19 protein-coding genes are annotated in these 19,942 nt (G+C 61.0%); 13 read left to right on the top strand and 6 right to left on the bottom strand.

The window, feature by feature from the left end; genetic code table 11:
- Positions 1–98: 98 nt before the first annotated feature.
- From HX821_RS30040 to pepN, 6 genes are read left to right on the top strand one after another with little or no spacing between them, the layout of a single operon-like run.
- Complete coding sequence (locus HX821_RS30040) at positions 99–989, top strand: NAD(+) kinase (protein ID WP_003217892.1); 891 nt, start codon at positions 99–101, stop codon at positions 987–989.
- Complete coding sequence (locus HX821_RS30045; RefSeq protein ID WP_161635726.1) at positions 986–1,960, top strand: metallophosphoesterase; 975 nt, start codon at positions 986–988, stop codon at positions 1,958–1,960. Before HX821_RS30040 ends, HX821_RS30045 begins: the two co-directional genes overlap by 4 nt.
- On the top strand, positions 1,957–2,832 hold the full coding sequence (locus HX821_RS30050) for a rhomboid family intramembrane serine protease (RefSeq protein WP_008431996.1): 876 nt from the start codon (positions 1,957–1,959) through the stop codon (positions 2,830–2,832). The genes HX821_RS30045 and HX821_RS30050 overlap by 4 nt, the downstream gene beginning before the upstream one ends.
- A 15-nt stretch (positions 2,833–2,847) precedes the next feature.
- Positions 2,848–3,108, top strand: a complete 261-nt coding sequence (locus HX821_RS30055) for a YeaC family protein (RefSeq protein WP_003217900.1) — start codon at positions 2,848–2,850, stop codon at positions 3,106–3,108.
- Positions 3,105–3,935 (top strand): DUF2797 domain-containing protein, encoded by an 831-nt coding sequence (locus HX821_RS30060; RefSeq protein WP_003217902.1) that lies wholly within the window; start codon positions 3,105–3,107, stop codon positions 3,933–3,935. The genes HX821_RS30055 and HX821_RS30060 overlap by 4 nt, the downstream gene beginning before the upstream one ends.
- 13 nt (positions 3,936–3,948) lie before the next feature.
- Positions 3,949–6,606 carry an aminopeptidase N gene (pepN, locus tag HX821_RS30065; protein WP_177037251.1) on the top strand — a complete coding sequence of 886 codons (2,658 nt, stop codon included), beginning with the start codon at positions 3,949–3,951 and terminating at the stop codon, positions 6,604–6,606.
- Positions 6,607–6,727: 121 nt separating this feature from the next.
- Here the strand turns inward: pepN and HX821_RS30070 are convergent, their stop codons facing one another.
- Positions 6,728–7,783, bottom strand: coding sequence for an aldo/keto reductase (locus HX821_RS30070; protein ID WP_177037253.1), 1,056 nt, complete (start codon positions 7,781–7,783; stop codon positions 6,728–6,730).
- Between the two features lie 182 nt (positions 7,784–7,965).
- Here HX821_RS30070 and HX821_RS30075 point away from each other — a divergent pair, with 182 nt between their 5' ends.
- From HX821_RS30075 to HX821_RS30090, 4 genes are all read left to right on the top strand, one after another.
- Positions 7,966–8,682 (top strand): YafY family protein, encoded by a 717-nt coding sequence (locus HX821_RS30075; protein ID WP_032898885.1) that lies wholly within the window; start codon positions 7,966–7,968, stop codon positions 8,680–8,682.
- A 52-nt stretch (positions 8,683–8,734) separates the two neighbouring features.
- A complete protein-coding gene (locus tag HX821_RS30080; protein WP_008432007.1) occupies positions 8,735–9,076 on the top strand; it encodes a nuclear transport factor 2 family protein in 342 nt (113 codons plus the stop codon).
- Between the two features lie 22 nt (positions 9,077–9,098).
- The gene (gene zapE / locus HX821_RS30085) at positions 9,099–10,232 is read left to right on the top strand and encodes a cell division protein ZapE (RefSeq protein WP_177037255.1); all 1,134 of its coding nucleotides are present in this window, start codon (positions 9,099–9,101) and stop codon (positions 10,230–10,232) included.
- Positions 10,233–10,323: 91 nt separating this feature from the next.
- Positions 10,324–10,815: a GNAT family N-acetyltransferase gene (locus tag HX821_RS30090; protein ID WP_008432012.1), complete on the top strand. Its 492-nt coding sequence runs from the start codon at positions 10,324–10,326 to the stop codon at positions 10,813–10,815.
- Positions 10,816–10,913: 98 nt separating this feature from the next.
- On the opposite strand, the gene HX821_RS30095 is transcribed toward HX821_RS30090, so the two are convergent.
- From HX821_RS30095 to HX821_RS30110, 4 genes are all read right to left on the bottom strand, one after another.
- Positions 10,914–11,129 (bottom strand): hypothetical protein, encoded by a 216-nt coding sequence (locus tag HX821_RS30095; protein ID WP_003217916.1) that lies wholly within the window; start codon positions 11,127–11,129, stop codon positions 10,914–10,916.
- A 150-nt stretch (positions 11,130–11,279) separates the two neighbouring features.
- On the bottom strand, positions 11,280–13,529 hold the full coding sequence (locus HX821_RS30100; RefSeq protein ID WP_177037257.1) for a TonB-dependent siderophore receptor: 2,250 nt from the start codon (positions 13,527–13,529) through the stop codon (positions 11,280–11,282).
- Positions 13,530–13,684: 155 nt separating this feature from the next.
- Complete coding sequence (locus HX821_RS30105; RefSeq protein WP_087694370.1) at positions 13,685–15,424, bottom strand: phosphoethanolamine transferase CptA; 1,740 nt, start codon at positions 15,422–15,424, stop codon at positions 13,685–13,687.
- A gap of 154 nt (positions 15,425–15,578) precedes the next feature.
- Positions 15,579–15,755: a DUF6026 family protein gene (locus tag HX821_RS30110; RefSeq protein WP_023658901.1), complete on the bottom strand. Its 177-nt coding sequence runs from the start codon at positions 15,753–15,755 to the stop codon at positions 15,579–15,581.
- A gap of 244 nt (positions 15,756–15,999) precedes the next feature.
- Here HX821_RS30110 and gnd point away from each other — a divergent pair, with 244 nt between their 5' ends.
- The 3 genes from gnd to HX821_RS30125 are packed head-to-tail and all read left to right on the top strand — an operon-like array spanning position 16,000 to position 19,348.
- Entirely contained in the window at positions 16,000–17,007 is a 1,008-nt protein-coding gene (gene gnd / locus HX821_RS30115; protein ID WP_371316417.1) for a phosphogluconate dehydrogenase (NAD(+)-dependent, decarboxylating), read from the top strand.
- Positions 17,004–18,527 carry a glucose-6-phosphate dehydrogenase gene (gene zwf, locus HX821_RS30120; RefSeq protein ID WP_003217928.1) on the top strand — a complete coding sequence of 508 codons (1,524 nt, stop codon included), beginning with the start codon at positions 17,004–17,006 and terminating at the stop codon, positions 18,525–18,527. Before gnd ends, zwf begins: the two co-directional genes overlap by 4 nt.
- Positions 18,524–19,348 (top strand): HAD family hydrolase, encoded by an 825-nt coding sequence (locus tag HX821_RS30125; protein ID WP_177037261.1) that lies wholly within the window; start codon positions 18,524–18,526, stop codon positions 19,346–19,348. The genes zwf and HX821_RS30125 overlap by 4 nt, the downstream gene beginning before the upstream one ends.
- A 137-nt stretch (positions 19,349–19,485) precedes the next feature.
- Here the strand turns inward: HX821_RS30125 and HX821_RS30130 are convergent, their stop codons facing one another.
- Positions 19,486–19,746, bottom strand: coding sequence for a hypothetical protein (locus HX821_RS30130; RefSeq protein ID WP_003217933.1), 261 nt, complete (start codon positions 19,744–19,746; stop codon positions 19,486–19,488).
- Between the last annotated feature and the right edge of the window lie 196 nt (positions 19,747–19,942).

A 19,942-nucleotide genomic window follows, 5' to 3' on the forward strand; every position in this document is an offset into this window, starting at 1 on the left:
TTGTCGTCTGGGGTTTGCGGCGACAAAGGATTTTGTGTAACGCCGGCTTTCGCCCATAATCGTTCTTTTTTGCAGAACCCGAACCCCGCAGGAGCCCCATGGAGCAATTTCGCAATATCGGCATTATCGGTCGCCTGGGCAGTACCCAGGTGCTGGACACCGTCCGCCGACTGAAAAAGTTTCTGCTCGAGCGCCACCTGCACGTGATCCTCGAAGACACCATCGCTGAAATCCTCCCGGGCCATGGCCTGCAGACCTCGTCGCGCAAGATGCTCGGTGAAGTCTGCGACATGGTGATCGTGGTGGGCGGCGACGGCAGCCTGCTGGGCGCCGCCCGGGCGCTGGCGCGGCATAACGTGCCGGTGCTGGGGATCAACCGCGGAAGCCTGGGGTTCCTCACCGATATTCGCCCCGACGAGCTGGAAGTCGAAGTGGCCAAGGTGCTGGACGGCCATTACCTGGTGGAAAACCGCTTCCTGCTGCAAGCCGAAGTGCGCCGCCACGGCGAAGCCATCGGCCAGGGCGACGCCCTCAACGATGTGGTGCTGCACCCCGGCAAGTCGACGCGGATGATCGAGTTCGAGTTGTACATCGACGGCCAGTTCGTGTGCAGCCAGAAGGCCGACGGCCTGATCGTCGCCACGCCGACCGGGTCCACGGCCTACGCGCTGTCGGCCGGTGGGCCGATCATGCATCCCAAGCTGGATGCCATTGTGATCGTGCCGATGTATCCCCATATGTTGTCCAGCAGGCCTATCGTGGTCGACGGCAACAGTGAGCTGAAAATCGTGGTGTCAAAAGACATGCAGATCTACCCGCAAGTCTCCTGCGACGGGCAGAACCATTTCACCTGCGCCCCCGGTGACACCATCACCGTGAGCAAAAAGGCACAGAAGTTGCGATTGATCCACCCGCTGGACCACAACTACTACGAAGTGTGCCGGACCAAGCTGGGCTGGGGCAGCCGCTTGGGGGGTGGAGGCGACTGATGCTCGATCCCGCGCGTAGCTACGACCTGATTGGTGACGTGCACGGTTGCGCTCATACCCTTGAGCACTTGCTCGACCGGTTGGGTTACCACAAGCAGGGCGGTACCTGGCGGCATCCGTCGCGAATGGCCGTGTTCCTCGGCGATATCATCGACCGTGGCCCGCGCATTCGCGAGGCGCTGCATATCGTCCACGACATGACCGAGGCCGGCCAGGCGCTGTGCATCATGGGCAACCATGAGTTCAACGCGCTGGGCTGGAGCACTCCCGCCGCCCCGGGCAGCGGCAAGCAGTTTGTGCGCGAGCACACGCCACGCCACGCGCGGTTGATCCACGAGACCCTGACCCAGTTCGAACAGCACCCGGCAGACTGGCACGATTTCCTCGGCTGGTTCTATGACATGCCGCTGTTTGTCGACGCCGGGCGATTCCGCGTAGTGCACGCTTGCTGGGACAACGGCTTTATCGAGCCCCTGCGCGCGCATTTCCCGGATGGCTGCATCGACGAACACTTCCTGCAAGCCGCCGCCGTGCCCGGCAGTTTCGCCAGCAATGCCTTCGACCGCCTGTTGCGCGGCACCGACATGCGCCTGCCGGACGGCTTGACCCTGACCGGCGGCGACGGCCTGACGCGTTCGTTCTTCCGCACCAAGTTCTGGGAAGACGACCCGAAAACCTACGGCGATATCGTGTTCCAGCCCGATGCGCTGCCGGAACCTGTGGCCGCCACGCCGCTGTCGTCCACTGAAAAGAATTCCCTGCTGCGCTACGGCGTCGACGAGCCATTGCTGTTCGTCGGCCACTACTGGCGCAGCGGCAAACCGGCGCCGATCCGCCCGAACCTGGCCTGCCTGGACTACAGCGCGGTGCTGTACGGCAAGCTGGTGGCGTACCGGCTGGATCAGGAAACCCGCCTGGACCCGCGTAAATTTGTTTGGGTCGATGTCGAGCGCCCTGAGGTTATTTCATGAGTACCGTTGCTGTATTACGCCTGCCGCTGGCGGTGGATTTGAGTGGTTTCGTCAAGCTTCTGCAACGCATGCAAGTGCCCCATCGCGTCAGCGAAGAAGCCGGGGAGCAGGTGCTGTGGGTGCCTGACTCCATCAGTGAAGACGTGAAGGTCCTGTACCAGCGCTTTCCGGCCGGTGACCCGGACCAGCAACTGGACATTCCCGAGCAGGCGACGTCGACCAGGCGTCCCGGGTTTGCCCAGCAGCTTCGCCACAGCCCGGTGACCGCGTTGGTGTTGCTGCTGAGTATCATCGTCGGCGCCGTTACGTTGCTGGGGGATAACCTGCAAGCCATGAGCTGGCTGACCTTCCTGCCGTTCAGCGTGGCAGGCGAGTACATCCGTTTCACGCCATTGACCGACAGCCTGGCGTCGGGACAGTGGTGGCGCCTGGTCACGCCGATGTTGATCCACTTCGGCATCCTGCACCTGGCCATGAACGGCATGTGGTACTGGGAGCTGGGGCGACGCATCGAGTTGCGCCAGGGCAGTATCAACCTGCTGGGCCTGACCCTGCTGTTCAGCCTGGTGTCGAACTACGCTCAATACTATTTTGGTGGTCCCGGCCTGTTTGGCGGGTTGTCCGGCGTGCTGTATGGCTTGCTCGGGCATTGCTGGATCTATCAGTGGGTGTCGCCGAATCCGGTGTATCGCCTGCCTCGCGGGGTGTTGGTGATGATGCTGGTGTGGCTGGTGCTGTGCCTGTCGGGCCTGGTCTCGATGATCGGCTTCGGCGAAATCGCCAACGCGGCCCACGTGGGTGGCCTGGTGATGGGTTGCCTGACCGGTTTGTTGGGTGGCTTGTACAGCCGCCGCAAAATGTCTCCTATTTAGTTAAGGAAGAGTCTTATGTCCTCTTTTGTCGAAATGATCGAAAACATCACCCCGGACATCTACGAGAGCCTCAAGCTCGCCGTGGAAATCGGCAAATGGTCCGATGGCCGCAAGCTCACCGCCGAGCAGCGTGAACTGTCGTTGCAGGCGGTGATCGCCTGGGAACTGCAGAACCTGCCGGAAGACCAGCGCACCGGCTACATGGGCCCGCAGGAATGCGCCTCGAAGTCGGCGCCGGTGCCGAACATCCTGTTCAAGTCGGATGCCATCCATTGATTGAGATTGGCCGTGGTGCAGTCAGCAAGATGTCGGCGCAGTTGGGTGAGCCGACCGTTCAATACGCGTTTCGCCTGGGCGATACCGAGGTGCCGGTCAATCCATTGATCGGCACTACCGTGCGCCTGGAATACCTCGGTGCGATCCATTGCACCCATTGCGGTCGCAAGACCAAGACCAGTTTCAGCCAGGGTTACTGCTACCCGTGCATGACCAAACTGGCCCAGTGCGACCTGTGCATCATGAGCCCCGAGCGCTGCCATTACGACGCCGGCACCTGCCGCGATCCGGCCTGGGGTGAAAAATTCTGCATGACCGACCACGTGGTGTACCTGGCGAACTCGTCGGGGATCAAGGTCGGCATCACCCGCGCCAGCCAGCTGCCGACCCGCTGGCTCGACCAGGGTGCCAGCCAGGCGCTGCCGATCATGCGCGTTGCCACGCGCCAGCAGTCGGGCTTCGTCGAAGACCTGTTCCGCAGCCAGGTGGCCGACAAGACCAACTGGCGCGCGCTGCTCAAGGGCGATGCCCAGGCCGTCGACCTTGCGCAGGTGCGCGACGAACTGTTCGCCAGCTGTGCCGAAGGCATGCTCGGTTTGCAGGAACGCTTTGGCCTGCAGGCCATCCAACCGGTGACCGACATCGAACCGATCGAAATCCGCTACCCGATCGAGCAGTATCCGACCAAGATCGTCAGCTTCAACCTGGACAAGAACCCGATTGCCGAAGGCACGCTGATGGGGATCAAGGGCCAATACCTGATCTTCGATACCGGCGTGATCAATATTCGTAAATACACGGCCTACCAGCTCGCCGTGCATCAGTAGAAGGACGACAGACATGCGCACCGAACAGCCGAAGATGATTTACCTGAAGGACTATCAGGCGCCGGATTACCTGATCGACGAGACGCACCTGACCTTCGAGTTGTTCGAGGACCATAGCCTGGTCCACGCGCAGCTGGTGATGCGCCGCAACCCCGAGCGCGGCGCCGGCTTGCCGCCGCTGGTGCTGGACGGGCAGCAGTTGGAGCTGCTGTCGGTGAACCTGGCCGACCAGGAACTGACCGACGCCGACTACCAGTTGAGCGACAGCCACCTGACCGTGCACCCCACCAGCGCGACCTTCACCCTCGACACCACGGTGAAGATCCACCCGGAAACCAACACCGCCCTGGAAGGCCTGTACAAATCCGGCGGCATGTTCTGCACCCAGTGCGAGGCCGAGGGTTTCCGCAAGATCACCTATTACCTCGACCGTCCGGACGTGATGAGCGTGTTCACCACCACGGTGATCGCCGAGCAACACAGCTACCCGGTGTTGCTGTCCAACGGCAACCCGATTGCTTCCGGCCCTGGCGAAGACGGCCGGCACTGGGCGACCTGGGAAGATCCGTTCAAGAAGCCGGCGTACCTGTTTGCACTGGTGGCCGGTGATTTGTGGTGTGTCGAAGACACCTTCACCACCATGACCGAGCGCACCGTGGCGCTGCGTATCTATGTCGAGCCGGAAAACATCGACAAGTGCCAGCACGCCATGAACAGCCTGAAGAAATCCATGCGCTGGGACGAGGAAGTCTATGGCCGTGAGTACGACCTCGACATCTTCATGATCGTCGCGGTCAACGACTTCAACATGGGCGCCATGGAAAACAAGGGCCTCAACATCTTCAACTCCAGCGCCGTGCTGGCCCGTGCCGAAACCGCCACCGACGCCGCGCACCAGCGAGTCGAGGCGATCGTTGCCCACGAATACTTCCACAACTGGTCGGGCAACCGCGTGACTTGCCGCGACTGGTTCCAGCTGTCGCTGAAGGAAGGCTTCACGGTGTTCCGTGATTCGCAGTTCTCTGCCGACATGAATTCGGCCACCGTCAAGCGCATCCAGGACGTGGCTTATCTGCGCACTCACCAGTTCGCCGAAGATGCCGGCCCCATGGCCCACGCCGTGCGTCCGGACGGCTTTATCGAGATCTCCAACTTCTACACCCTGACCGTGTACGAAAAGGGCTCGGAAGTCGTCCGTATGATCCAAACCTTGCTCGGCGCCGAAGGGTTCCGCAAAGGCAGCGACCTGTACTTCGAACGCCACGACGGCCAGGCTGTGACCTGCGATGACTTCATCAAGGCCATGGAAGACGCCAACGGCGCTGACCTGACCCAGTTCAAGCGCTGGTACAGCCAGGCCGGTACGCCACGCCTGGCGGTGAGCGAGTCCTACGACGCGGCGGCTAAAACCTACAGCCTGACCTTCCGTCAAAGCTGCCCGGAAACCCCGGACAAGGTGGAAAAACTGCCGTTCGTGATTCCGGTTGAGCTGGGCCTGCTGGACGGGAAGGGCGCGGGCATCGCCTTGCGCCTGGCCGGTGAAACCGCTGCCGGCGCCACGTCCCGCGTGATCTCGGTGACCGAAGCCGAACAGACCTTCACCTTTGTCGACATCGCCGAGCACCCGCTGCCGTCGCTGCTGCGTGGCTTCTCGGCGCCGGTGAAGCTGAGCTTCCCGTATAACCGCGACCAACTGATGTTCCTGATGCAGCACGACAGCGATGGCTTCAATCGCTGGGACGCCGGCCAGCAGCTGTCGGTGCAGGTGTTGCAGGAGCTGATCGCCCAACATCAGCAGGGCAAGGCGCTGGTGCTGGATCAACGCCTGATCACTGCACTGCGCAGCGTATTGAGCGACGAAAGCCTGGACCAGGCGATGGTCGCCGAGATGCTCTCGCTGCCGAGCGAAGCCTACCTGACTGAAATCAGCGAAGTGGCGGATGTCGACGCCATCCACGCGGCCCGCGAGTTTGCTCGCAAGCAGTTGGCCGACAACCTGTTCGAGGGCCTGTGGCTGCGTTACCAGGCCAATCGCGACCTGTCGAAGAAAACCCCGTACGTGGCCGAGGCGGAACACTTTGCCCGTCGCGCCTTGCAGAACATTGCGCTGTCGTACCTGATGCTCAGCGGCAAGCCGGAAGTGCTGGCGGCGACCCTTGAACAGTTCGACGCGTGCGACAACATGACCGAGCGCCTGACGGCCCTGGCGGTGCTGGTCAACTCGCCGTTCGAAGAAGAGAAAGCCAAGGCGCTGGCGGTGTTTGCCGAGAACTTCAAGGACAACCCGCTGGTCATGGACCAGTGGTTCAGCGTGCAGGCGGGCAGTGGTTTGCCGGGCGCGCTGGAGCGGGTCAAGACGTTGATGCAGCACCCTGCGTTCAACATCAAGAACCCGAACAAGGTGCGGGCACTGGTGGGCGCGTTTGCCGGGCAGAACCTGATCAACTTCCACGCGGCGGATGGTTCGGGTTATCGGTTCCTGGCGGACCTGGTGATCCAGTTGAATGGCTTCAACCCCCAGATTGCTTCGCGGCAATTGGCACCGTTGACCCGCTGGCGCAAGTACGACAGCGCGCGGCAGGCGCTGATGAAAGGCGAGCTGGAGCGGATTCGCGCTTCGGGCGAGCTGTCCAGCGATGTGTTTGAAGTGGTGAGCAAAAGCCTCGCTTAACTGAGGCTGAGTACTGCATCTGTGGCGAGGGAGCTTGCTCCCGCTGGAGTGCGCAGCGCTCCCAAGATTTTGGGGCCACTACGCAGCCCAGCGGGAGCAAGCTCCCTCGCCACAACGGGTCTTAGATAACCGGCGGCCAGCGCAGGTCTTGGGCATCATCGTCCGTATAACGTGGGAAGCGCTCCGCGATCATCTCGTGGGGCACGCCCAGCGGTATCGCGCTGGCAGCATCCAGGCGGGCCACTTGCTCAGCCGAGAGTTGCACACTCAACGCACCCAGGGTGCCGTCCAGCTGTTCGCGGGTACGCGGCCCCAGGATCGGGATCAGCGCGGTGGTAGAACGACGGGCCTTTTCCCGTAGCCAGGCGATGGCGATGTGAGTCGGCGTGGCGTCCAGTTCACCGGCAACCGCCAGCAGGGTGTCGAGCACTGCGGTTTCCCGTGCGCTTTTTTCAGCGTGGACCAAAATCCCCAGCTTGCTGGCGCGGGTATCGTCCTGGCTGTTGCGGTACTTCCCGGTCAGAAAACCACCCCCCAGCGGTGACCATAAAGTCGCGGCCAGGCCCAGGGCCTCGGCCATGGGCAGCAGCTCGCGGTCAGCGGTGCGTTCGGTCAGGCTGTATTCGGTCTGGATCGCTACCAGGGGTGCAAAGCCGCGCACTTCAGCGAGCAGGTCGGCGCGGGCAATGCGCCAGGCGGGGAAGTTGGACAGCCCGGCGTAGTGGATCTTGCCGGCACGCACCAGGTCATCAAAACCCCGCAGGATCTCTTCCATCGGCGTGACGTTGTCGCTGATATGCGCCCAGAACAGGTCGATGTGGTCGGTGTTCAAGCGTTTCAGGCTTTCTTCGACGGCGCGCACCATGTTCTTGCGGTTGTTGCCAAGCTTGAGGGTGCCTTCGTCTTGAGGCTGGGTGCGCAGGGTGTATTTGCTGGCGATCACCAAGCGGTCGCGTTCCGAGGCAATGAACTCGCCGAGCAGCACTTCCGATTGGCCGAACTGGTAGCCGTTGGCGGTATCGAGGAAGTTTCCGCCGGCCTCCAGATAGCCGTCGTAGATTCGCTTGGACTCGTCGCGCTCGGCGCCGTGGCCCCAGCCTGTGCCGAAATTGGCGGTACCCAGGACCAGCTCTGAAACCCGCAGGCCGCTGCGACGGCCAAAGACTTTATTGCGCATACCGAAACTCCTGACGCTGTGGTTGGTTTAAATGTTTCGCAACATCTATTAAATATGATGCGAGTCATATATTTCGTCAAGGGGCTTTTTTGGCGGCTGAAGGGAAGGGTGCCTGCTCCTGACACTTTCTGACGGAGGCCTCTGCTAAGCTGCGCCACCTTTCTTTTTCGAGCATGATCAACGTGTCGCGTACCAGTCGTCTGTTGACCTTGTTGCAAGTCCTGCGGGGCAAAAAGCGCCCGGTGACGGCCGCCGTGCTGGCGGCAGAACTGGAGATTTCCGAGCGCACGCTGTACCGCGATATCGCCGAACTGACCGCGTTGGGCGCACCGATCTACGGCGAGGCGGGCGTGGGCTATGTGCTGCGTGCGGGCCTGTTTCTGCCGCCGCTGATGCTCAATGCCGACGAGACCGAAGCCATCGTGCTGGGCTTGCGGTATGTCGACCAGCGCGGTGATGACGTACTGAGCCAGGCGGCGGCCAATGCGCTTGCAAAGATCGCCGACGTGCTTGACCCGGCTGCCCAGGAAGCCTTGCGCAATCCGACGGTGCTGCCGGGCCCGCCAGGCTTCGGCTACCCGGAAAACCGCGTGCCGTTGAATGTGTTCCGCGAGGCCATTCGCGGCCAGGCCAAGCTGCACATCGACTACGCCGATGCCAGCCAGACCGCCAGCCAGCGCCTGATCTGGCCCCTGGCCCTGGGCTTTCTCAACGAAGTGCGGGTGATCGTCGCGTGGTGTGAATTGCGTGGGGCCTATCGCACCTTCCGCACCGACCGAGTGGCCGCCGCGCGCCTGCAAGGTGAACGGTATCCGGGGCGCCGCAGCGATTGGTTGCGGGGCTGGCGCAAGCTGATGGAACAGAACGAATCCGGGCCGTTCACTCCTGACAAGAACTGACACAACGCTGCTTTAGGATGGCTCCATAAATCACTAAAAAGGAGCTGTTACCATGTCCCAACCCACCCCTGAACTGGCCCCGGCTATTGCAACCTACATTGCCGCGGCGAATGCCGGCGACACCTCGCTGGTGGCCGACTGTTTCGCCGAAGATGCCAACGTGTTCGACGAAGGCGAGCACCGGGTCGGTACCGCCGCCATCGCCCGCTGGATGGAAGACACGGGGCGTCGTTACCAGCCCAGGGTCCAGGTGCTGAATGTGCAGCACCGCACGGGCAAGGTGCTGGTCAGCAACCTGATCACCGGCAGCTTTCCCGGCAGCCCGCTGGAGCTGCGCTATACCTTCCGCCTCAATGAACACGGCAAGATTGCCCGATTGGATATTTCCCTGTAGCCGTCATGGCATACTGCCGGGCATGACTTTCGACTCGCCACTTGCCGCCTATCAGCACGCCATCACCGAACAGGGTTTTGTCCCCGACGACGCCCAGCGTGAGGCGGTGCAAGCCCTGCAGGACTGCCATCAGGCCTTGCACCACGGCCATGGGCCCATCACCGGGGTGTACCTGTGGGGCCCGGTCGGCCGGGGCAAGACCTGGCTGATGGACCAGTTCTACCAAAGCCTGGGAGTGCCAGCGCGGCGCCAGCATTTTCATCACTTCATGGGCTGGGTGCACCAGCGTTCATTCCAGCTCACGGGCACCCACGATCCCTTGCAGGCCCTGGCCCGCGAACTGAGCCGGGAAGTGCGGGTGCTGTGTTTCGATGAGTTGTTTGTCAACGACATTGGTGACGCCATCATCCTCGGCCGGCTGTTCCAGGTGATGTTCGAGGAAGGCGTGGTGATGGTCTGCACGTCCAACCAGCCACCGGACCAGCTGTACGCCGACGGTTTCAACCGGGATCGTTTCCTGCCGGGAATCGAGGCGATCAAACAGCATATGCGGGTGGTGGCAGTCGATGGCGGGGAGGATCATCGGCTGCACCCGGGCACCGCACTGCAGCGTTACTGGGTCGACCAGCCCGACGCGTTGGCCGAGGTGTTTCGCCAGTTGAGCGCCGGGCAGGCAGTGAGCAGCGCCCCGGTTGCGGTCGGCTACCGCTCCATCGTGGCAGTGCAGTCCAGTGAAACCGTGCTGTGGTGTTGCTACGCCGACCTGTGTGAGCAGCCGTTGGCGGCGATGGATTTCATGCTGCTGTGTGATCGGTTCAAGGCCATTTTGCTCGGCGAGGTGCCCAACCTCAGCGCGCAAAAGCGCCCGGGACGAATCGCTCGTGGCACCGAAGACGCTGCCGAACGGGTGGACGCCGGGGACCGGGAACTGCCGGAACTGTCGGTGCATGACGACAGCGTCCGGCGTTTCATCGCGCTGGTGGACGAGTGCTACGACCGCAAGGTGCCGCTGTACATCGAGGCCCGGGTGCCGCTGGAAAGCCTCTACACCGAGGGTTACCTGGAGTTTCCATTCCGCCGCACCCTGAGCCGCCTGCAGGAGATGCAACTGGCACGGTTTGGCGAGCCTGGCGCGCTTTCACGCGGGCAAATGTAGTTAATCTCCTTCATCTAATGCCTGCACCACGCTTACAATCGAGCCCTTTTATGGGGACCGAGTCCCTGTCGCACCGTCAACGAGGAAGGAAATGGACAGCGCAGACATCCTGGTGCTGCAAGCCAGCTACACCAATCCGGTACACGCCGAGGCCATTGGCCTGGTGCTCAATCATTACGCCGAAGACCCCATGGGCGGTGGCCACAGCCTGCCGGCCGACCGCTTGCAGCAACTGCCGGCAGAGCTGGCCAAGCGTGCCCACGCGTTCAGTGTGCTGGCCTTTGTCGGCGGTACGCCGGCCGGCCTGGTGAACTGCTTTGAAGGGTTTTCCACCTTTGCCTGCCGCCCGCTGGTCAACGTGCACGACGTGGTGGTGATGGATCAATTCCGTGGCCTGGGGCTGAGTCAGAAGATGCTGCAAAAGGTCGAGGAAATTGCTCGCCAGCGCGGTTGCTGCAAGATCACCCTCGAGGTGCTTGAAGGCAACGCCGTGGCGCAGTCGGCGTATCGAAAGTTTGGGTTTGATGATTCGGTATTTGATCCGCAACATGGCCGGATGTTGTTCTGGAGCAAGCCGCTTTAATTAATGTTTATTTAATTAAAGGCAAAAAAAGGCGCCAGCAAGTGGCGCCAAATTGACCTTGGCTATCAGAGCGGAATAGCACAGGTATTGCGGGTAAATCAGCTGTTCGGTGTGTTGGTAGTTTGGTCGGCCGTTGCCGGCTTTTCGGTCTTGCCGTCAGCCATTGCGGTTTGCTGGGCAGCACCGTGAGTCTGTTCCTGAACGAAGGTGAAGTTGTTGTAGAACTCCTTCGAACGCTCTGAGCCGCCTTCTGCAAAGGCGGCTACGGAAGTCATGGTCATCAGGCCGGCAAGGATAACAGTCGAAAATTTCATGGCAGTGTCTCAGTAAGTGTGTTGGGTCCGCGCGTTGTCATCAGCGGCGGGATGGGGAGACTGTGGGCCAATGATATTAAGTAAGGGTTAACCTCGCGCTGACCGAAAGTTAACGATTTCGTTAACTTCCAATCTTTAGCAGCGATGAATTCAGAGCTTCCAGTCCAGTGCAACGCTGATAGAGCGCGGGTCTCCCCAATACACGCCGTTATAGAAGCCGACGCGCTCGTAATATTTTTTATCAAATAGGTTGTTGATATTAAGTGACGCCGACAAGTGGTCATCGAACTCATAGCGCGACATCAGGTTGACCACGGTATAGGCCTGCTGGGTGATCCGGGTGCGCTCCCTGATCAGGGCTCCATTGGTGTCCCGGCCAACCGGGCGATAGGCGAAGTCGTAGAAGTCGCTTTGCCAATTCACCGCGCCGCCGACCGTCAGCGCGTGCCATTCGCCGGGCAGGCGGTAGGCCGTGGACACGCGCAGCAGGTTCAGCGGCAGGTGGGTGTTATTGCGCTGCTTGTCCCCGTTCAGGGAGTGGGTGTAGGTGTATCCGGCGGTCAGGTTCCAGTCGGGGCGCACCTCTCCGGACACCTCTACCTCGAAACCCTGAACCTTGTTGCCTTTGCCGCCGGATGTGAAGAACTGCTCGCCGGTCTCCGGATCCGGTGGGGTCAAACTGTCCAGTTCCGCGACGTTGTCCTGTTTGCTCCAGAAGTACGCGGCCGCCAGGTTCAGGCGCTCTTCCAGCAGGCTGCCCTTGATGCCCACTTCATAGTTGCTGCCTACCACCGGCTCCAGGTATTGCTTGCTGGCGGTGCGTTCTTCCTGCGGGTTGAAGATATCGGTGTAGCTGGCGTAGACGGTGTACTCCGGGGTCAGGTCGTAGAGCAGGCCGGCGTAGGGTGTCCACATGTCGTTGTGGGTCTGGCTGGATTTTGACGTACCGAGGAACTGGTCAGTGTCCCTGTTGTAGTTGTAGGTGGTGCTCTCGATCTCCCAACTGCCGTAGCGGCTGCCCAATACCGCATGCAGGCGATCGGTCAGGCTCAGGCGGGTGGCCAGGTAGCCGGCCTTTTGGCGGGTGCTGCCTTGTTCGCCCTTGAGGCCGGTGTTGGTGTCGGGGAATTTGCCGATCCCGCCCATGTGTTTCCAATCGTCGATGCTGGTGTAGTCCTTCGGCACCGTACCGCTGCGCAGGTGTGGCGAAGCGTCACGCTGCTCGGACTCGCCGTAACCCACCATCAATTCGTGCTCATGACCCAGCAGGGCATAGGACCCGGACAGGTTCAAGTCGACCACGTCCATTTTCGAGGTGCCGAGCATGTGGCTGGTCCAGGCGGTCATGCCGCTGCGGTCGGCATTCGGGAAGCCTGAGCCGCCGTAATAGACCTTGCCGTCGGTGTCGCTTTCACGGTGGGTATAGGCGGCCTTCAGGTGCCAGTCACCCGCCAGGCGGTGGTCGAGGGTAGCGAAGGTGGTTTCATCTTTCAGCGGCCAGGAACTCCAGTGGGCCGCGATGTTGGCGGAGCGGGGCAGCCTGGCTTTGCTGCCGTCGCTGTTCCAGTAGGGCAAGGTGCCCCACGCGGTGCCCTGCACATGCTTGTTCTGGTAATCGAAGCTCACCGCCAGCACCGTGTCGTCGGTCAGGTCGCCTTCGAGGATGCCGTAGCCGACTTCCCGTTGCAGCGCGTAGTTGTCGCGGTAGGACTGGGTGTCACGGTAGGCGAGCACCGTGCGGCCGCGCAGGCGCCCATCAAACGCCAGGGGGCCGCCAACGTCCAGGTAGCTGTAGTAATTGTCGTGGGAGCCGCCACTGACGCCTGTCTTGGCCTGCCACTGTGCGGTCGGACGTTTGCGCACCATATTGACCGTGGCCGAGGGGTCGCCGGCGCCGGTGGTCAGGCCGGTGGCGCCGCGGACCACTTCGACCCGGTCGTAGATGATGGTGTCGGCATCGGACTTCATGCGGCCGAAGGTGTTGAGCATGCCGTCAATCTGGAAGTTGGTGATGCCGTAGCCGCGCGAGGAATAGCCGACCCGGTCGGAGTCCAGGTGCTGCACCACCACGCCGGTGGTCTGGCGCATCACTTCGGTCAGGGTGTTGAGGTTGAAGTCGTCCATCTGCTGGCGGGTGATCACCGAGACTGACTGCGGGGTTTCCTTGATGGACAGGTTCAACCGGGTGGCGGTGCCCATTGAGCCTGTGGTGTAGGCACCGGTGTGTTCGGTGTTGGCGCCAAGGCCTTCGGCGGTGATGCTGGTGCTGCCCAGTTCCAGGGCTTTGGCCGGCGCTTGGGATTCCTGGTCGGGGTCGTTTTCGGCCAGCAGGTCCGGGCTCAGCACCACGCTGAAGAGGCCCAGGGTCAAGGTCATGGAACGGGTAATAGGCGCGAACATCGCGGCGAACTCCTTGTCGTCTATGAAAAATGCCATTGGCTCAAAGACGAAAGGAGGCGGGGAACTTTAGCGCTAAACGAGAATAATTATTATCTTAACGTTGCCGCCAAATCGGGTTTCACCGCTTTGCGCGGATGAAACCCGGGCGATTCAAGCTACTTGACGACCACGTTGACGGCGTCTGGCTTGGGCTTGATCAGGCTGAAATCAATCAGCGGTTTTTGCTGGCGTGCATACGGGTCGCCAATCATCCGTGGCCGAGGCTTGAAGCTGTCACTGACCAGGCTCTTGCTGTGGTCCAGTTCGTCGAAGCTCAACCCGGCCATGTCGGCCCAGGTATGGATCAGCTGCGAGCTGGTGTAAGGGCGCTGCAAGTCACCGGCAAAACTCCAGTCATGGCTTTCACGCCACTTGGGTGATGCGTAGGCCATGAACGGAATGGTGTACATCGGTGCTGTCGGTTTGCCTTCGTTACGGCCCAGGGTGTTGTGGCCGGCCGAATCGAACACGTCTTCGCCGTGGTCGGAAAGGTACAGCAGGAAACCGTTCGGATCGGTCTTGGCGTAGTCCTTGATCAGGCTCGACACCACGAAATCGTTGTACAGCACCGCATTGTCATAGCTGTTGTAGGTCGGCAACTGTGCGTCGCTGACCCCCTCAGGCACACCCTGGCGGTCGGTGAACTTGTCGAAGGTCGGCGGGTAGCGGTACTGGTAGCTCATGTGGGTACCCAGCAGGTGCACCACGATGAATTTGCGTTCGGCGGTGTCGGACATGGCCTTGGCAAACGGCTCCAGCACGTCGCCGTCATACTGGCGCGCATTCTGGTTGCGGTTGTTGTTCAGGTACACCTGCTCGTCGGCCTGTTCGGAGAAGGTCGTGAGCATGGTGTTGCGCTTGGTCATGGTCTGCTGGTTGGTGATCCAGAAGGTCTTGTAGCCGGCCTGCTTCATCACGCTGACGATGGACGGGGTCTTGAGGTACAGGTCCGGGTTTTCTTCGTCAGCGAAGGTCAGCACCTGTTGCAGCGCCTCGATGGTGTACGGGCGCGGGGTAATGACGTTGTCGAACACCGCCAGTTGGTCCCGCAGCTTGTCCAGTTCCGGCGTGGTGTTGCGCGGGTAGCCATACAGGCTCATGCGCTGGCGGTTGGTGGACTCGCCGATCACCAGCACCAGGGTCGACGGCTGGCCGGCCATGCTGTCCTTGAGGTTGGTCAGGGGCGGGATCTTGCTGGCGCTGGTCAGCATGCCTTGCATGTTATCCAGTTGTTCGGTGTAGCGGCGGTAGGCGACGATCATCTGCCATGGCACTGCCGGCTCGATACGGGTTTCGAAGCGGTCGATGGCCAGTTCCATGGTCTCGCTCTTGGCGATCTGCTTGACCAGCGGGTAGCCGACGATGGCAATCACGATTGCGGCAGCCGCCAGCATGGCCTGGCCACGTGGCAGGTACACCGGGCGCACGCGGGTCCATAGGAAAACGGCCATGGCGGTGTGGGCAATAAACGCCAGCACGATCCACCAGGCAAAGTATTGGGTGGCGTATTCGCCGGCTTCAGAGATGTTCGACTCGAACATGATGAAGATGACGCTTTGAGAGAATTCCTGCTGGTAGATGAAGAAATAACCCAGGCTGGCCATGGAACAGGCCCACAGCACCACGCCAATCAACCCCGCCACCAGGCGCGCGCGACGCGGGAACAACAGCATCGGCGCCAGCCACAGGGCGCTCATGAAGAATGCCTGGCGGAAACCACTGAAGCCGGAGGTGCCGGTCAGTTGGATCAGCAGTTGGGTAATGCCCGAGAAATACCAGAAGAACAGAAACATCCAGCCGAGGCCGGCCCAATCAAAACCTTTCGCAGACGTAGTGCTGCGTTTGAACATCGCCATCCAGCGCTCCAACCCGATAATTTCAGTGTCAACGCGCAGGGATGCACGCAAACAGAGGGCCTGCGCACGTAGCGCGGCCCTATTCGGCGGGAGTATCGGGAGGGGGATGTGAAAACTTCGTGAGTTATTCCTGAACGGTTCGTTCAGCCCACGTTCAGCAAAGTGCGGGCTGGGTGCCGGACGGCTGATTGAGCTGGCCCTGCAGGTGCGAGCGCAAACGCATGACTTCCTGCTGCAGTTGGTCGCGCTCGTTTTTCAACTGGCGCAATTCATCGCGGCGAATGGTGACGTAGAGGGTCTGTGGCGGACGGGTCATGTGTGCAGTGCTCATTGCTTACCTCGCAAATAGCCGGTCTATCGCGGTGCCAGAGCGCTTGAATCGAGGCTCTCGGCAACAGTCGGGGCAATTCTGAATTCTTTTTTTAATGAAGGGAACTTTTTTATTTTTGATGGTCGTTGTGACTTTTAACCCACTGAAGGCGAAAGGATGGCCACTTTTTGTCATGAAACTATGCCAATCCGCTCTGGACTAACCCTCATTAGCCTCATTGCGCTATAAACTGTGACACACATTTATTCGTAGTAAGGAGCATCAGCACATGCAACTGGGGATTATTGGACTAGGCCGCATGGGTGGCAACATTGCGCGGCGCCTGATGCTCAATGGGCATACCACCGTGGTTTACGACCGCATTGAAGCATTCGTAAAAGGTCTGGCAGGCGAGGGCGCCACGGGCGTTGCTGACCTGGCAGGCCTGGTGGCCGGGCTGCAAAAGCCCCGGGCGATCTGGGTGATGCTGCCGGCAGGCGACCCGACCGAGAACACCATTGAAGAACTGAGCCAACTGCTTGAAGACGGTGATGTGATCATCGACGGCGGCAACACCTTCTATAAGGATGACATCCGTCGGGCCAAGGCCCTGTCGGAAAAAGGCCTGCACTATGTCGACGTCGGCACCTCCGGCGGCGTCTGGGGCCTGGAGCGCGGCTACTGCATGATGATCGGCGGCGACGCCGAGACCGTTAAGCTGCTGGACCCGATCTTCGAAAGCCTGGCACCGGGCCTGGGCACAATCCCGCGTACCAAGGACCGTTCCGCCGCAGCGGACAGCCGTGCCGAGCGCGGCTATATCCACGCAGGGCCTGCCGGTTCCGGGCACTTCGTCAAGATGATCCACAACGGCATCGAGTACGGGATGATGCAGGCCTTCGCCGAAGGTTTCGACATCCTCAAGACCAAGAATTCGGAGAACCTGCCGCAAGACCAGCGCTTCGACCTGAATGTTGCCGATATCGCCGAAGTCTGGCGCCGCGGCAGCGTGGTGTCGTCCTGGCTGCTGGACCTGACCGCCGACGCCCTGGCCACCGATCCGAAGCTCGACGGGTATTCCGGCTCGGTCGCCGACAGTGGCGAAGGCCGCTGGACCATCGAGGCCGCCATGGAACAATCGGTACCGGTTCCGGTGCTGTCGAACTCGCTGTTCGCACGCTTCCGCTCCCGCCAGCAAAGTACCTACGGTGACAAAATGCTTTCTGCCATGCGCTTCGGCTTTGGCGGCCATGTGGAGACTCCCAAAAAATGACCGCCAACGGCAAGAAACCCAAGGCCGAACCCGCTCCGCCCACCACACTGTTTCTGTTTGGTGCCCACGGTGACCTGGTCAAGCGCCTGCTCATGCCGGCGCTGTACAACCTCAGTCGCGACGGGCTGCTGGGCGATGGCTTGCGCATTGTCGGCGTTGATCACAACGCCATCAGCGACGCCGATTTCGCCAAGAAGCTCGAGGACTTCATTCGCACCGAGGCCGCCAGCAAGGTCAAGGGCAATGCCGAGAACGCCCTGGACCCTGCATTGTGGGAACAGTTGGCCAAAGGCATCAGCTACGTCGAGGGTGATTTCCTCGACGACGGCACCTACGCCGATATCGGCAAGAAGATTGCCGACAGCGGTACTGGCAACGCGGTGTTTTACCTCGCCACTGCGCCGCGTTTCTTCGCCGAAGTGGTGCAGCGCCTCGGCGCGGCCGGCTTGCTGGAAGAAACCCCGGAGGCGTTCCGCCGGGTGGTGATCGAAAAGCCGTTCGGCTCCGACCTCGCCACCGCCGAAGCGCTGAACGCCTGCCTGCTCAAGGTGATGAGCGAAAAGCAGATCTACCGCATCGACCATTACCTGGGCAAGGAAACCGTCCAGAACATCCTCATCAGCCGTTTTTCCAATGTGCTGTTCGAGGCGTTCTGGAACAACCACTACATTGACCACGTACAAATCACCGCCGCCGAAACCGTCGGCGTGGAAACCCGTGGCAGTTTCTTCGAACACACCGGCACCCTGCGGGACATGGTGCCCAATCACCTGTTCCAGTTGCTGGCGATGGTCGCCATGGAACCGCCGGCTGCCTTTGGTGCCGACGCAGTGCGGGGCGAGAAGGCCAAGGTGATCGGGGCCATCCGGCCCTGGTCGCTGGAAGACGCACGGGCCAACTCGGTGCGTGGCCAGTACACCTCGGGTGAAGTCGGCGGCAAGCAGTTGCCGGGTTACCGCGAAGAGGCCAATGTTGCGCCCGACAGCAGCACCGAGACCTTCGTTGCCCTCAAGGTGTTGATCGACAACTGGCGTTGGGTGGGTGTGCCGTTTTACCTGCGCACCGGCAAGCGCATGAGCATCCGCGACACCGAGATCATCATCTGCTTCAAGCCGGCGCCTTACGCGCAGTTCCGTGATACCGAGGTCGATGAACTCAAGCCGACGTACTTGAAGATCCAGATCCAGCCGAATGAAGGCATGTGGTTCGACCTGCTGGCGAAAAAGCCCGGGCCGACCCTGGACATGGCCAACGTGGAACTGGGGTTTGCCTACAAGGACTTCTTCGAGATGCAGCCGTCGACAGGTTACGAAACCCTGATCTACGACTGCATGACCGGCGACCAGACCTTGTTCCAGCGCGCCGACAACATCGAGAACGGCTGGCGTGCGGTGCAGCCTTTTCTCGATGCGTGGAAGCAGGACGACGGCATCCAGGCCTACAAGGCGGGTGAGGACGGCCCGGCGGCGGCTGATGCGTTGCTGGCCCGCGATGGCCGTACCTGGCACAGCCTCGGATGAGTGACTTGCCGAGTCAACCCATCCGTTTTGTGTTGAGTGATATGGATGGCACGTTGCTGCATCCGGATCACAGCCTCAGCCAGCGCACCATTGATACGGTTCGCGCCTTGCGCGCGGCCGGGGTGTTTTTCAGCCTGGCCAGCGGGCGACCTCCCAAGGCCATGCGTCAGCAGGTCGAAGCACTGGGCATCGATGTGCCGATTGCCGGCTTCAACGGCGGCACGCTGGTCAATCCCGACGGCAGTATTCTGGTGGCGCATCACTTGCCGGCAGAAGCGGCGCTGGTGGCGTTGGCCTTGTTTACGCCGCAGCCGGACGTTGAAGTCTGGCTGTTTGCCGACGGCGACTGGCTGCGTCGCGATCCCGGCGGACCGATGGCGGTTCGCGAGGAGCACGGCCTGGGCTATGGGGCGATCGTGGTGGAGAGCTTCGAGCCGTATCTGGATCGGGTCGACAAGATTGTTGCGGCCAGTACCAATACCCATCTGCTGATGGAGCTCGAGGCGCAGTTGCAGCCCAGGGTCGAGGGATTGGCCCAGGTGTCGCGTTCGCAGCCGGTGTTCCTGGATGTCACCGCCATGAAGGCCAACAAGGGTGAAGCATTGAGAACCCTTGCGGCGCACCTCGGTGTGCCACTGCAACAGACCGCAGCCATCGGTGATGGCGGCAATGACCCGGCGATGTTTCATGTGGCGGGGTTGTCGATTGCCATGGGCCAGGCAGAAGAGGTGGTCAAGCGCCAGGCCAGCGTCGTGACCGGCAGCAATGTCGATGACGGTGCGGCGGAAGCCATCGAGCGGTTTATTCTCTCGGCCTATTGATCGGTAACCACACTAATAAGTAGTCAGCTATGCAAAGTTGCAACTTGCATGGCTGACTGTCCACTTGAGTTAGTGCGGGTCAATATATTGCGCAGCCGGGCGGCACACTTTCGGGTGCCGTCTCACGCACGCTTCAGTTACTTGGGCATTGCCCAGGATTGCAACTGGTAGCCATCTTTGTCGAGTTCGGCACGGGCCTGCAACAGCAAGTTCTCAAGCTGTGCCGGGTCGGTATAAGTGCTGGAAGACAGCTGCTTGCTACCGATACGGGTATTGGTGCGGTCGATGACGCTCAGGCTCAGGGCGCCGTTGCCGTCGTGCCAGGCCACACATTGAAAGGGCTGGAAAGCACGGTCTGCGATCAAAAGAGCTTCGTTGATGCGGAGCGGGGCGTTCATGGGGTCTTCTCTCTAAATGCCCATTCAAGTGGAAGCCGTTGGTTGGGCGTGCCTAACGACTGGTTACTTGTACTGATGCACGATTACCGGGTGCGGGTCACATGTTAGAAGAAGATTTTTTAACTTTCCCTGATTAAAGTCATGTAAGGGGCTATTTTGAAAGCCTCATGAAAGTTATGCCGCGGCAATTGACCGC

Origin of the sequence: Pseudomonas sp. B6001 (assembly GCF_013386015.1) — a bacterium.
GTDB lineage: Bacteria > Pseudomonadota > Gammaproteobacteria > Pseudomonadales > Pseudomonadaceae > Aquipseudomonas.